Below are 14,552 nucleotides of genomic sequence, written 5' to 3'. Positions count from 1 at the left end.
GATTGTCCTTTCGGTCTATGAGTAGAATCCTCCACAAATGAGCTCGGAACAATCTGCCCGCATCATCTGTTGGTCGGGTGTTTCCGTTTCGATGCCCATCAGTCGATTTTCCAGCGATGCACGGTCGTATCGGCAGCCTTCGAGCGCTGAGGCAAGCCCCGCGATGAGCTCGGCATCGAGCGCGTCGGAGGATATCCGAGCCGTATCGATGACGCCGCGGTTCACGACGAGCTCGACATCGAGGTTGCCCCATGCGTAGCGCTCGCCGAAGGCGTGGGTGAAGGGGATCGCCCTGCCGAAGCGCCACTCCCACGCGGAAAGCCGTGCTACACGCGCTTGCACATCGGCCTCATCGAGACGCTTGGTGGGGAAAGGCTGCGCGGGTGAGAGGAATCGCGCGGGAAGGAAGGGAGGCGCAGGCGTAGCGATGTGCGCGGGCGAGGCAACGCGTGCGGTTTGACCGTCGGTGGACGCAGCGACGTGCGCTGATAGCATGGCACTTTCGGGTAGAGAGACCTCTGAGGGCACAGGCTTGCCGCAGGCGGTCGTCAGCGCTTCGATGAGTGCAAGGGAGAGCGACTCGACAGTAATGCGCGGGCAAAGGTCGGACAGGTTCGCAACACGCGAGCGAAGGGAGTCAACCCCCTTGCTTGCGAGCTTCTTCGGATCGGGGTTGAGGTAGCGGGCGAGCTTAGCCGTATCGACATCGATCATGAGCGTGCCGTGATGGCAACGACGCCCGCTCGACCGGTAAAACGCATTACCCGAGAACTTGGCACCATCGATGGTGACGTCGTTGCGGCCCGAAAGCTCGGCTTCAAGCCCAAACGATCGTACGGCATCACAGATAACCTGCATGTTCATTGCAAGATCGTAGTCCTCGTCCGCGGCGATGAACGTGAAATTGAGGTTTCCCGTGTCGTGATAGACCGCACCGCCCCCCGAAAGGCGACGTGCGATCGTGCCGCCATCCTCTTCGAACTCGGCCACACGGCATTCCTTCCACGCGTTCTGATTACGGCCGATCACGATGGTATGGGCGTTCTGCCAGAGAAACAGCAGGTATTCTCCGGGCTGCACAGCATCCATGAGCGCTTCCTCGCAGGCGATGTTCGCGAACGGATCGGTCGTCTCGCTGATGAGGAAGAGCGGCTGCAAGCGCGCAGTTCGGAGGGCGGGTTCGGTGGGCGTTACGCGTGCAAACACAGCACTGTTCGCACGCGTGGGTTCGGTGAGCGTTACACGTGTGCAAGCATCGCCGCTCGCGGGTGCGGACACAGCCTACTCCCCCTCGCCGGATTCGGGCTTCCAGCGCACGATGGGCGAGCGGGCGGCCTGCACCTCGTTCGGGCGGCCGATGCGCGTCGTGTGGGGTGCCTCGGCGAGCACGCCGGGACTTTCGTGCGCCTCGTGCCAGATCGTGCGAAACGCCTCGGCTGCTGCATCCAGCGTCTCGCGGCTTTCGGTCTCGGTCGGTTCCACCATGAGCGCCTCATGCACGATGAGCGGGAAGTACATGGTTGGGGGGTGCATCCCGAAATCGAGGAACCGCTTGGCCACGTCAAGAGCGCTTGCGCCCGTTTCGTCTTTGAGCGGTCCGATATCCATGACGAATTCGTGCATGCAGGGGCCGGAAAACGGCATGGCGTAGAGATCGTCCAGCTTGCGCATGAGGTAATTCGCATTGAGCACGGCGGTTCGGGCTGCTTCGGGAATGCCCTCCTTGCCGAGTGCAAGCATGTAGGCGAGCGCGCGAATCGCAACGCCGAAGTTGCCGTAGAACGATTTCATACGCCCGATCGAATGGCGGGGTCGCTCAAAGGCGAATGCGCCGTCTTTCTCAACGACGATGGGCGAGGGCAGGAAGTCTTGCAGGTGCGCCTTGCAGCCGACGGGGCCCGAGCCGGGGCCGCCTCCCCCGTGCGGTGTCGAAAACGTTTTGTGCAGGTTCAGGTGCACGCAGTCGAACCCCATATCGCCCGGCCTTACGATGCCCATGATGGGGTTGAGGTTGGCACCGTCGTAGTAGCACAGCCCTCCCGCCTCGTGCACGATCTCGCAGATTTCGAGGATGTTGGGGTCGAACAAGCCGAGCGTGTTGGGATTAGTGAGCATGAGCCCTGCCGTATCGGGCCCCACGACTGCGCGCAGCGCCTCGAGGTCGACCCCGCCTTCGGCATTCGAGGCGACGTTGACCGTATCGAACCCAGCCATCGAAGCGGTTGCGGGGTTGGTGCCGTGCGCCGAGTCGGGCACGATGATCTTCGTGCGCGCGTCGTCGCCTGCAGCTTTGTGAAAGGCGCGGATAAGCAGCAGCCCTGCGTATTCTCCCTGCGCGCCTGCGGCGGGCTGGAGTGTGACGGCATCCATACCGGTTATCTCAGCGAGCGCATCGCACGTGAGCGCCATGGCCTCGAGTGCGCCCTGAACCGTGTTCTCGGGTTGCAACGGATGGATGTCGGAAAAGCCTGGAAGCGCGCTCAGCTCCTCGTTGATGCGCGGATTGTACTTCATGGAACAGGAACCGAGCGGATAGAATCCGTCGCACACGCCGAACGCTTCGTCGGCGAGATGATTGTAGTGGCGGTTGAGGTCGACTTCGGCAACTTCGGGAAGCGCGGGCGCGGTGTTTCGCAAGAAGGTCGCATTCGGAAGGGAGGTGGGCACATCGCATTCCGGCAGCAGCGATGAGGCGCGGCCCGGTTTGGAAAGCTCGAATACCACGTTCATCGCAGGACCTCCTTCACCAGATCGATCAGTTCGTCGATCTGGGCTTTCGTATTCACTTCGGTGGTGCACCATAGCATGCCCTGTACGGGCGAGTCGTCGGGTTCGGGGCATGCGGCGCTTTGGAAGATCTCGGGGTCGTCGCTGGTTTCTGCGCCTGCTACGGCTGTCGAAGCGGCGGCATCGGGCGGAAGGTTCACGGGCAATCCGCACAGCACGCCCGCATCGGCAAGCGAAGCCTCGAGCGTTCCGGCATCGATCGGGCAGGTGGTGACGAACTCGTGGAAGAACGGCTGGTCCCACAAAAGCCCGAACCCGATCTCTTCCAAGCGTTCGGCTAAGTAATGAGCTTTCGAGCAGCTGAGCTGGGCCGCCCGAGCAAGTCCTGTCGGGCCCATCGAGGCCAGATACGCGCCTGCTGCCAGTGCGCAGAGCGCTTCGTTGGAGCACACGTTTGACGAAGCCTTCTCGCGGCGGATGTGCTGTTCGCGCGCTTGCAGGGTCAGCACGAACGCGCGGTTGCCCTGCGCATCTTCGGTTTGGCCGACGATGCGGCCGGGTAGCTTGCGCATGAGCGCCTTCGTGCAGGCGATGATCCCGAGGTACGGACCCCCGAACGAAAGCGGCAATCCGAGCGACTGCCCCTCGGCTACGCAGATGTCGGCTCCGAGTTCACCGGGACTTGCGAGGATGCCGTGCGATACGGGATCGGCCGAAACGATGGCTTTCGCACCTGATCCGTGCACGCGTTCGATGAGCGCGCCCGTATCTTCGAGGATTCCGAAGTAGTTGGGCTGCTGGACGATTGCGCACGCGGTCGCATCGTCGAGTGCATCTGCGAACGCCTGCACATCGGTTGCTCCGTGCCGTGCGGCAACGATGCGCACCTCGACGTTGCGGCTTGCGCAGTACGTCTGTACCGTTTCGATCGTCTGGGGGTTTACCGTTTCAGATACTACGACTGCCGAACGCTTGCGGTCCTGACACATGAACACCGCCTCGGCGGCAGCGGTCGCCCCGTCGTAGAGCGAGGCGTTCGAGGCGTCCATGCCGAAGAGCTCGCACACCATCGATTGGTATTCGAAGATCGACTGCAGCACCCCTTGGCTGATCTCGGCCTGGTAAGGCGTATAGGCGGTTACGAATTCTTCCTTCGTCGTTACTGTTTTCACCAGTGCGGGAATGAAGCGACGGTATGCCCCTGCACCGCGAAATATCGAACGAAACACGGTGTTTCGGGAGGCCAGGGCAGCGATGCGCTCACGCACTTCGAATTCGGTGAGGCCATCCGGCAAGGCGAGCTCGACTACACGGGCCTCTTGCGGCACGCCAGCGTAGAGATCGTCGATCGACGCGTAGCCGAGGTCGCCGAGCATCTCCTCGCGTTCGGTCGGGGTCGATGGTAGGTAGGTTCCCATGCGATGCACCTTTCTGCTTGATCGGTTGGGCTGGCGTCGTGCAGGGAAGCATGAGCATCTCTGTGCTCGCCGCCGCGCGCCTTACTGCGAGCACAGCTCCTCGTAGGCGGGGGCGTCCATCGTGGCGACGGCGATAGAAGCCGGCTCGACGCGGATGAGCCATGCATCAAAGGGTGCTTCGTTGATGAGGGCAGGATTGTCGAGGAGCTCTTCGTTGATTTCGACGACTGTGCCGTCAACGGGGCTGATGACCTCCGAAACGGCCTTAACCGATTCGACGTCGGCAAACGATTCGCCACCCGTCACTTCGTCGCCGACTTCCGGCAGGTTGACGAACACGAGATCGCCGAGCTCTTTCTGGGCGTAATCGGTCAAACCGATCGTTGCGTTCTCGCCGTCGACGGCGACCCATTCGTGCGTATCGGTGTACATGCGGTCTGAGGGATGGTTCATGGTGTTCCTTTCGTCGTGTTGCCGGATTTCCGGCTCCGGTTTCCAAGCGGTCGCGCGCGCACTTCTTCGGCGGGCGTACGCTTTCGCGTGCGATAACTATCGGGATCTCTGGTAAAACGGCAGGGGTACCACGGCGGCTGCGACCCTGCGGCCGCGCACCTCGACTTCGACCTCGTCGCCGACGGCAACCGAGCCGGTATCGACAAGCGCCATTGCACACGCCTTTTTAAGGAAGGGGCAGAACGTGCCCGAAGTGGTGGTGCCGATGCAAACGTCGTCGAGCAGCACGGGTTCGTGCTCGCGGATAATGCCGCGACCGGTTACTTCGAGCCCTATGCGCATCCGAGCCGGATCGCCTTTTGCAACGAGAGCGGCTTTGCCGATGAACTGCGGTTTATCCAATTTCACGGCAAATGCGAGGCCGGCTTCGAGAGGATCGACCGTCTCGTCCATTTCGTGGCCGTACAGGGGCATACCCGCTTCGAGACGTAGCGTGTCGCGTGCGCCGAGTCCGCACGGTATAAGTCCGTCACCTGCGCCTGCTTCTAAAAGGGCACTCCAAATCGTGGGCGCATCGGTCGGCGCACAGTACAGCTCGAAACCGTCTTCGCCGGTGTAACCGGTACGCGAGACGAGGCAGTCGCATCCGGCAACGGAGACGTGCTCGCTGAACGTGTAGTATCGGGCAGGTAAACCGTCTTCGTCGGCCACCCGTGAGAGGATGCTTTGAGCAAGCGACCCTTGTACGGCAATTTGGGCGATGTCGTCCGAGAGGTCGCGCATTTCGGTTTCGCCAAGCAGGTTGTCGGACATCCATGCGACGTCTTTGTCCTTGTTGGCGGCGTTCACTACGGCGAGGAAGCGCTCTTCGCCGAGCTTGTATACGATAAGGTCGTCCACCATGCCGCCGTCTTCGTAGCACAGCGCCGTGTAACGGCAGCGTCCGATTGCCATATTGCTGAAATCATTTGTCATGAGGTGATTGAGCGTAGCGAGGGCGCCCGGACCCCCGAACAGCACCTCGCCCATGTGCGACACGTCGAAGAGCCCGCATGCGTTGCGTACGGCGAGGTGCTCTTTCATGAGCCCGGTAGGATATTCGATGGGAAGCAGGTAGCCGGCGAAGGGTACGATCTTGCCTTCGGCAGCCAAGTGGGAATCGTAGAGCGGCGTTCTGTGGTCTTTTCCTTGCTGCGCGCCTGTGCTATCGGTCGAAGGTCGAGCGTCGTGCGAGGGTGCCGGTTTTTCTGCATGCTGGTCCATAAGCCGTCCTCCAGATCGTCTGCCGGATGCAAAAAGGCGCGCTCGGGGATTCGCCCCGTGCGCGCCTCTGTCCGCTTACCTGAAAGATGAACCCTGCGGGTGAGCCGCAGAGCTTGCTTCTTCGGTGCCGATCGAACGGCTTTCCAGAGGTTTGTCGGATTCCAGTCCTTTTGCCTGAGAGTTTCTGCCCCTTCGGCTCCCACATGGTGGCGGGTATCTCCCGGAATCGTCATCCAAACGCTTCGTGCGCGAACAGGTTAGCATGGCCTCGTACTGCGGGGTAACCCGCCGTCTCGCGAACGGCGGGTTACACGGATGATCGGGCGTGTCGCGGTTACGCATGGGCGGTTGTTCGAGTAGGGGGTGTTTTATCGAGGGCCCCAAAAAGCAACGGCATTGCGGTAGCAGGTGGGCTCCGATGGCGGCCGCTGCGAGCACGCACCGCGTGGCTTTTGTGTTCCGGGTTTCCGAGATTACGGCACAAAATTGGAGGTTTGACAATTATAGAATACCTTCTCTTTTAGTTTGGACGCATTGAAATTTTGCGACCAGGCATTTCTCTGGCTTTGTAAACAAAATTTATTATGTATTTCATTACATAATTGTCAAACCTCCAATTTTGTGCCGGATTCAAAGAATTCGGGAACATACATGGCCATGAAAGGGATGCCTTTTGGAGCCATTGCCAGTTGAGCTTCATGGCCAGGATTCCATCGGGTGCTGGCGAGACTCCCAGCTCCTCGCTTCGGCGCGTCACTCGCCGGGCCACCACCCGCAACTCGCTCGCACCGCCACCCACCTGGCGGGCGCGTGTACCGTCTTAACGCCATCTTAATACGATGCCTGCGACCTTAACGTCGTGCTAATGCGCGTCGGACTACCCTAGGTTTCAGCCCGGGCACCCGTGTGCACACTGCCCGGGCGCAAGATTGAAACTTCGGAAAGGTTGGAACGAGATGGAAACGGTTGCCGGCATCATCGGCGTGCTCAGCATCATCGCGATGCTCTATCTGTTTTACGTGCTCTTGCAAGGCGGTGATGAGAGGTGATGGAAAACCTGCTGGAATACGGGATCTACCTCGCGCTTCTCGTTGCGCTCGCCATTCCTCTGAGCGGTTATATCAATCGCGTGATGGCTGGCGAGAAAACGGTGCTCGGCCGCGTGCTCAGCCCGGTTGAAGGTGTTCTCTACCGCATCATCGGCGTCGACAAAAAAGAAAACATGAACTGGAAGCGCTACCTGATCGCCGCGCTTCTGTTCTCGGCGATCTCGCTTATCGTGCTGATGGCTCTTCTCATGTGCCAGGGATTTTTGCCGTTCAATCCCGAAGGATTGCCCGGGCTTTCGTGGGATCTCGCCTTCAACACGGCGGTCAGCTTCGTCACGAACACGAATTGGCAGGCATACAGCGGTGAAAGCGCCTTGAGCTACTTCTCGCAGGCGATCGGCCTTACCGTGCAGAACTTCGTCACGCCCGCCGTTGGCATGGCGGTGCTGTTCGCGCTGTTCCGCGGCATGGTTGCCGAGAACAGCCCCGGTCTCGGATCGTTCTGGGTCGATGTCACGCGCGGCGTGCTGTACCTGTTCATCCCGCTGTGTTTGGTCATGTCGGTCGTCGGCATTGCCCAGGGTATGCCAGAAAACCTCTCCGACTACCAGGAAGTCGATCTCGTGGAACCGGTCGGCATCGATGCTGAGGGCAATGCGGTAGCGGCTGACGATCCGGCTGCCGTCGACATCGTCGACAAGCAGATCGTACCCATGGGCCCGCAGGCGAGCCAGGTCATGATCAAGCAGCTCGGTACGAACGGCGGCGGCTACAACGGCGTCAACTCAGCGAGTCCGCTTGAAAACCCGACTCCGCTCACGAATCTCATCCAGTGCATCGCGCTTCTGCTCGTGCCGATCGCGCTTCTCTTCAGCTTCGGGAGGTTCGTCAACGATCGCAAGCAGGGCAGGGCAGTGTTCGCGGCAGTGTTCATCCTGCTCGTCGGCTCGCTTGTGGCGATCGGCGTGTTCGAGCAGATGGGTACGCCTCAGCTTGCTCAAGACGGTGCGGTCTACATGGGCACGGGCGGCCAATCGGGCGGCAACATGGAGGGCAAGGAGACGCGCTTCGGCGTAACGGATTCGTCCTTGTGGGCGGCGTTCACCACCGCCGCATCGAACGGCTCGGTTAACTCCATGCACGACAGCTATACGCCCCTCGGCGGTATGGTGCCCATGATCCTCATGCAGCTCGGCGAAGTGGTCGGCGGCGGTGTGGGGTGCGGTTTGTATTCCCTCATCGGGTTCGTGCTGCTCACCGTGTTCATTGCGGGCCTCATGGTCGGACGCACGCCTGAATACCTCGGCAAGAAGCTCGGGCCGAAGGAGATGCGCATGGCGGTAATCCTCTGCATCACCACTCCGTTTGTGATCCTCGTGGGATCGGCGGCCATGAGCCTCGATCCGGCAACGGTGGAAAGCCTCAACAATCCGGGTGCCCATGGGTTCTCCGAAGTGCTGTACGCGGCCACCTCTGCGGGCGGCAACAACGGTTCGGCATTCGCGGGCTTCAATGCGAACACGCCGTTCATCAACGTGGTGCTCGGCATCGAGATGCTTGTGAACCGCTTCGTTCCGATCGTTGCGACATGCGTGCTGGCTGGCGGCCTTGCCGTGCGCAAGCAAGTGGCAACAACCGCAGGCACGCTCTCCACGAGCAATGCGATGTTCGTGTTCCTCGTCATACTCATCGTGCTCCTCGTAGGCGCTCTGACGATGTTCCCGGCTCTGGCCCTCGGCCCGATTGCCGAACAGCTTCAGATGGTCTTGTAGAAGGAAGGTGCAAACAACCATGGCAACTGCCACAATGAACAAGTACGACACGAAAGCGCAGGCGAAGCGGGCGGTTCGCGACGCATTCGTGAAGCTCAACCCCAAAGACCAGATCAAAAACCCGGTCATGTTCATGGTGTTCGTTTCGGCTGTGCTCACGACGATCCTGTTCGTGCTCTCGCTCATCGGCATCGCCGATTCTCAGCCGGGCTTCATCCTCGCGATTGCGGTTATCCTCTGGCTCACGGTTTTGTTCGCGAATTTCGCGGAAGCCATCGCGGAAGGCCGGGGCAAGGCGCAGGCCGATTCGCTGCGTGCCGCCAAGCGGGACGTGCAGGCTCACAAGATCACGCAGGGCATGCTCGCCGCAGGGCAGCATGAAGAAGACCCATCGCATGTATACCTTGCGCGCGCAGAAGAGGTCAGCTCGGCAACGCTTAAGAAGAAGGACTACGTGTTCGTGTGCGCTGGCGAGCAGATTCCGGCTGACGGCGAGGTCGTCCAGGGCGCGGCATCGGTCGACGAGAGCGCCATCACGGGCGAATCCGCCCCAGTCATCAGGGAATCGGGCGGTGACCGCTCGTCGGTCACGGGCGGCACGACCGTGCTTTCCGATTGGCTTGTCATCTGCGTCACGCAGGAAAGCGGCAAAAGCTTTCTCGACCAGATGATTGCGATGGTCGAATCGGCCTCCCGCAAAAAGACTCCGAACGAGATTGCGCTCGAAATCTTGCTCGTTGCGCTCACCATCATCTTTCTACTCGTCGCCGTCTCGCTGTTCACGTTCAGCGGGTTCGCGGCGGGACAGGAAGGTATCGCGAACCCCACGACGATCACTTCGCTCGTCGCGCTGTTCGTCTGCCTTGCCCCCACGACCATCGGCGCTCTGCTCTCTGCTATCGGCATCGCCGGCATGAGCCGCCTCAACAAGGCGAACGTGCTCGCGATGAGCGGCCGCGCGGTCGAAGCGGCGGGCGATGTAGATGTGCTTTTGCTCGATAAGACCGGCACGATCACGCTCGGCAACCGCCAAGCGAGCGCGTTCATCCCCGTAGACGGGGCCACCGAGGAAGATCTCGCCGACGCGGCGCAGCTCGCGAGTCTCACCGACGAGACGCCTGAGGGCCGAAGCATCGTCGTGCTTGCCAAGGACCTCTTCAACATCCGCGAGCGCGAACTCGGCGGTGCAGGCATGGTGTCGATTCCTTTTTCGGCGGCCACGCGCATGAGCGGCGTCGACTTCGAAGGCCATGAGATCCGCAAGGGTGCCGCTGACGCGATCAAAGACTACGTCGAGAAGGCGGGAGGTTCGTATTCCGATGAATGCAGAGAACAGGTCGAAGCGATCTCTCGGGCCGGTGGTACTCCGCTGCTTGTTGCTCGTGATCATCGTATTATGGGCGTCATCTATCTGAAGGACATCATCAAGCAGGGCATCAAGGAGAATTTCGCGAGCTTGCGGAAGATGGGCATCAAGACCATCATGATCACCGGCGACAATCCGATGACTGCGGCAGCCATTGCTGCCGAGGCAGGGGTTGACGATTTCTTGGCCGAGGCGACGCCCGAATCGAAGCTCGAGATCATCCGCACGTATCAGGCAGAAGGCCATATGGTTGCGATGACGGGCGACGGCACGAACGACGCTCCGGCGCTTGCCCAGGCCGATGTGGCCGTTGCGATGAACAGCGGCACGCAGGCGGCCAAAGAGGCGGGCAACATGGTCGACCTCGATTCGAGCCCCACGAAGCTCATCGACATCGTCATGATCGGCAAGCAGCTTTTGATGACGCGCGGCTCGCTCACGACGTTTTCGATTGCGAACGACGTGGCTAAGTACTTCGCCATTATCCCCGCATTGTTCGCGCCGCTCTATCCTGCGCTCGATGCGCTCAACATCATGCGGCTCACGAGCCCCGAGACGGCGATCCTCTCGGCCATCATCTATAACGCGCTCATCATCGTCGCGCTTATACCGCTTGCGCTCAAGGGCGTGAAGTACCGCGAAGCGTCGTCGCAGAGCCTGCTTGCGCGCAACCTGCTTGTGTACGGGCTCGGCGGCATCGTCTTGCCGTTTGTAGCCATCAAGGCGATCGACATGCTGCTTACGGTCTTCGGCATGGCGTAAGGCCGTGGCAACGTGCGGCGTGCGAGCGGGCGCGCCGCACGAGACAAAGGGCGCAAAGCCGAAAGCGCGCCCGCGCAGGAACGAACCGCACCGGTACCGAGTGCGATCACGTGAAAGGAAAGCGATCATGAACAACAAGAGTATCGGCAAAACGCTCGGAAGGGCCGCAGGGTTCTTCGTGATCATGAGCCTGATCACTGGCGTTATCTATACCGGCGTATGCTTGGGAGTCGGGCAGCTGTTCTTCCCCTTCCAAGCCAACGGGAGCATCATCGACGTCGATGCAGACGGCGACGGCACCGCCGACGCGCGCTACGCTACGCTGCTCGGCCAGCAGTTCGAAGACCAGGACCATCTGTGGGGCCGCCCGACGAACTATAACCTCTCGACGTTTACCGACGATGAGGGCAACCCGATTGCCTGGGCGGGTCCGTCGAACAAAACGCCTGCGGACGAGGAGTTCGAAGAGCTTGTGGCAAAGCGGGTGGAAGCGATCCGCGCGGCTCATCCCGAGAAAGGCGACAAGCCCATCCCGAGCGATCTGGTGACGGTATCGGGCAGCGGCCTCGATCCCGAGATATCGCCCGCCGCGGCCGAGTACCAGGTGGAACGGCTGGCGAAGAACACGGGCAAGAGCGCTTCAGAAATCCGCAGTATCATCGAAGCATGTACCGAACAGCCGCAACTCGGGATTCTCGGCGAGCCGCGGGTGAATGTGCTGAAGGTAAACCTGATGCTCGACGGGGTGCTATCATAGGAAAAACGCGCACGAGCGCTCTGCTTCGGCAGGGTGCCTGTGGGTAAAGAAGCGAAGCGAGGACATGGTTCATGGTTGACGAAGGCACCTTCGAGATCAGGCGAGATCCCGATGAGATACTGCGCCAGATCAAAGAGGCGGAAACGCTCGACGAGCCGGGACGCGGTACGCTCAAGATATTCTTCGGCTACGCGGCAGGCGTCGGTAAAACCTACGCCATGCTCGAAGAGGCCCATATCGCCAAAGAGAAGGGCTTCGACGTCGTCGTGGGCTATGTCGAGCCGCATACGCGTGCCGAAACGACGGCGCTGCTCGAGGGGCTCGAGCAGTTGGAATGCCATACGGTCGAGCACCGCGGCATCGCGCTGCGCGAATTCGACCTCGACGGCGCCCTTGCGCGCAAGCCGCAGATCCTCATTGTAGACGAGCTCGCCCACACCAACGCCCCCGGGAGCCGTCATCGCAAGCGCTACCAGGATATTGAAGAGCTGCTGCGCGCGGGCATCACGGTGTTCACCACCGTGAACGTGCAGCACCTTGAAGGTTTGAACGACAAGATTTCGGCCATCACGCAGGTGCGGGTGGCCGAGCGCATCCCCGATTCCATCTTCGACCGCGCCGATTCGGTGGAACTCATCGACATCGAACCCGACGATCTGATCGAGCGCCTGAATGCGGGCAAGGTGTACGTACCCGATCGCAGCTGGGTGGCGCTTTCGAACTTCTTCACGAAGAAGAACCTTGCCGCGCTGCGCGAAATCGCCCTGCGCCGTATGGCCGATCGCATGACGCGCGCGCCCGTCGTTGACGGAGCTGCATGCCGCGTCGAGGCGGGCGAGGATGTGCTCGTATACGTGACGCCCGATGCCGGCAACGTGAAGGTCATCCGAGCTGCTGCCAATATGGCCGAATCGTTCCACGGCGTGCTCACCGCACTGGTCATCGAGTCCTCGGAATCGAAGAAGCTCGATGCCGAGGAGCGAGGCCGTTTGCGCGCCAACATCGATCTCGCCGAAGAGCTCGGGGCGCACGTGGTCACGATGCACGGCGACGATGTGGCCATGCTCATCGCGCAGTACTCCGTAACGGCGGGCATAACCCAGCTCGTGCTGGGCAGCACGCAGAAGGGCAGAGGGTTCTTCAGTTCCAGGGAAAGCCTGGTGAATCGGCTTACGCACCTATCGTACGGAGCGGTCATCAACGTCGTGCCGGTGAAAGATCTTCCGAAGCAGATGAGTCGCTTCAGACCGGCGACCGGGTTCAAGTTCACGTCGGGCGATGTGGCGAAGGCCGTACTGGCCGTTGCGCTCGCGACCGTGATCGGCCTTGCAGTGCATGGGCTCGGACTCGCCTCATCGGTCATCCTCATGGGCTATATGCTCGTGGTGCTTCTGTTCGCCACCCGCGCTGACGGGTTCTTCTACTCGGTGTTCGCGGCACTTGGCAGCGTGCTCGCGTACAACTTCTTCTTCACCGTGCCGCGCTTCACGCTCGATGCATACGGCATCAACTACCCGTTCATCTTCGCGTTTTTATTGATATCCACGCTTGTCGCCTCGTCGTTGACCGTGCGCATGAAACGGCAGACCGAAGCGACTGCGCGACGCGCCTATCGTACCGAAGTGCTGCTCGAAAGCAGCCGCGAGCTGCAGGCGACCACCACAATCGAGAGTTGTTTTGCCACGGCGGCCAAGCAGATCATGAAGATACTCGATCGGCCTATAGTCATGTACCGCGCGGATTCCGAGGGAAGGCTTTCGGAGCCGAACGTGTACGACTTGGCTGGCAGCGGAGGTGGCGATGCGAGTGCCGTCGAGCTTGTCTCCCCCAACGAGGTTGCGGTTGCCACCTGGGTCGCCTCGAACAACGAACGGGCGGGTGCCACTACGGGCACGCTCGCCGAAGCGCGCTGTTTGTATCTTCCGATCCGCTCGAAGGGGGCGGTGTTCGGCGTCGCAGGTCTTGTGATGGAAGAGGACAGCGAGGATTTCGGATCATTTGAAAAGAACCTGCTCATCGCCCTTCTCGACGAGTGCGGGCAAGCGTGCGACCAAATCGTTTCTGCGCGCGAGCGGCACGAGATGCGCGTAAAAGCGGAGAAGGAAGAATTGCGATCGAACCTGCTTCGAATGATATCGCACGATCTGAGAACGCCGCTCACGAGCATCTCGGGCGATGCCGACATGTTGCTATCCGAAGGCGATAGGCTAAGCGAAGAACAGAAGCGGCGGATGTATTCGGACATGTACGAGGATTCGAGCTGGCTCATCTCGCTGGTAGAGAACCTGCTGTCGGTGACGCGCATCGACGACGGCAGCGTCGAACTCGATATGCAGCCCGAGATGATCGGGGACATCGTGCGGGAAGCCGTTTCGCACACGAACCGCAGGGGGGCCGAGCACGCGATCCGCATCGACGTTCCCGACGAACTTTTGATGGTGAAAGCCGACGCGCGGCTGATCATGCAGGTGATCATCAACCTGGTGAACAACGCCATATCCTATACGCCGCCCGGCTCGCATATCGAAGTATCCGCCCGCCGCACCCGTGGCGAGAATGGTGTGCCGGCGGTGCTCGTTGCGGTTTCCGACGACGGCCTCGGTGTGCCCGATGCCGATAAGGAGCGCATTTTCGGCATGTTCTTCACCGGCTCTTTGAGCGGGCCGCTCAAAGAGGGCGGCGACGCCCATCGCAGCATGGGCCTTGGGCTCGCGCTCTGCCGCTCGATCGTGCGTGTGCATGGAGGCGAGTTGACGATTTCGGACGCAACGCCGCACGGCAGCGTGTTTTCGTTTAAGCTAGCCGAGGCGACAGTCGGCGGCATCGAAGGTGTCGGTGCCAGGACCAGCCGATCCCAAACCGACCCGGACGACGATGCGAAGGCCGATCGGCTCCCGACCGATTTGCAGGACGGGGCGCAGGACGGCGCATTGGAACGCGAGTCGGCCGGCTCGGGTACGGATACCGCGATCGAGGAGTAGGCAG

Annotated in this window: 9 protein-coding genes and 1 riboswitch; of the genes, 4 read left to right on the top strand and 5 right to left on the bottom strand. The window is 61.0% G+C overall.

Annotated elements, in window-relative coordinates:
- Positions 1-15: 15 nt before the first annotated feature.
- The 5 genes from FJE54_RS02095 to gcvT all read right to left on the bottom strand — a co-directional run bounded on the left by FJE54_RS02095 (position 16) and on the right by gcvT (position 5,861).
- Positions 16-1,278, bottom strand: coding sequence for a lipoyl protein ligase domain-containing protein (locus tag FJE54_RS02095; RefSeq protein WP_139651052.1), 1,263 nt, complete (start codon positions 1,276-1,278; stop codon positions 16-18).
- 3 nt (positions 1,279-1,281) lie between these two features.
- A complete protein-coding gene (gene gcvPB, locus FJE54_RS02090) occupies positions 1,282-2,730 on the bottom strand; it encodes an aminomethyl-transferring glycine dehydrogenase subunit GcvPB (RefSeq protein WP_139651050.1) in 1,449 nt (482 codons plus the stop codon).
- On the bottom strand, positions 2,727-4,145 hold the full coding sequence (gene gcvPA, locus FJE54_RS02085; protein WP_139651049.1) for an aminomethyl-transferring glycine dehydrogenase subunit GcvPA: 1,419 nt from the start codon (positions 4,143-4,145) through the stop codon (positions 2,727-2,729). The genes gcvPB and gcvPA overlap by 4 nt, the downstream gene beginning before the upstream one ends.
- 81 nt (positions 4,146-4,226) lie before the next feature.
- Positions 4,227-4,598, bottom strand: coding sequence for a glycine cleavage system protein GcvH (gene gcvH / locus FJE54_RS02080; protein WP_139651047.1), 372 nt, complete (start codon positions 4,596-4,598; stop codon positions 4,227-4,229).
- A 96-nt stretch (positions 4,599-4,694) separates the two neighbouring features.
- Positions 4,695-5,861 (bottom strand): glycine cleavage system aminomethyltransferase GcvT, encoded by a 1,167-nt coding sequence (gcvT, locus tag FJE54_RS02075; protein WP_139651045.1) that lies wholly within the window; start codon positions 5,859-5,861, stop codon positions 4,695-4,697.
- A gap of 152 nt (positions 5,862-6,013) precedes the next feature.
- Positions 6,014-6,094: riboswitch (glycine riboswitch) on the bottom strand.
- Between the two features lie 815 nt (positions 6,095-6,909).
- On the opposite strand from gcvT, the gene kdpA reads away from it, so the two are divergent.
- The 4 genes from kdpA (at position 6,910) to FJE54_RS02055 (ending at position 14,548) form a co-directional block, all read left to right on the top strand.
- Entirely contained in the window at positions 6,910-8,682 is a 1,773-nt protein-coding gene (gene kdpA / locus FJE54_RS02070) for a potassium-transporting ATPase subunit KdpA (RefSeq protein WP_255467173.1), read from the top strand.
- 19 nt (positions 8,683-8,701) lie between these two features.
- Positions 8,702-10,810, top strand: coding sequence for a potassium-transporting ATPase subunit KdpB (gene kdpB / locus FJE54_RS02065; protein WP_218971885.1), 2,109 nt, complete (start codon positions 8,702-8,704; stop codon positions 10,808-10,810).
- Positions 10,811-10,937: 127 nt separating this feature from the next.
- Complete coding sequence (kdpC, locus tag FJE54_RS02060) at positions 10,938-11,567, top strand: K(+)-transporting ATPase subunit C (RefSeq protein WP_139651041.1); 630 nt, start codon at positions 10,938-10,940, stop codon at positions 11,565-11,567.
- A 71-nt stretch (positions 11,568-11,638) separates the two neighbouring features.
- On the top strand, positions 11,639-14,548 hold the full coding sequence (locus tag FJE54_RS02055; protein ID WP_139651039.1) for an ATP-binding protein: 2,910 nt from the start codon (positions 11,639-11,641) through the stop codon (positions 14,546-14,548).
- The last annotated feature ends 4 nt before the right edge of the window (positions 14,549-14,552 follow it).

Origin of the sequence: Raoultibacter phocaeensis, assembly GCF_901411515.1 — a bacterium.
Taxonomy (GTDB): domain Bacteria; phylum Actinomycetota; class Coriobacteriia; order Coriobacteriales; family Eggerthellaceae; genus Raoultibacter; species Raoultibacter phocaeensis.
Note: the sequence above shows the minus strand (reverse complement) of the source record. Positions and strands in the feature narration are given on the sequence as shown.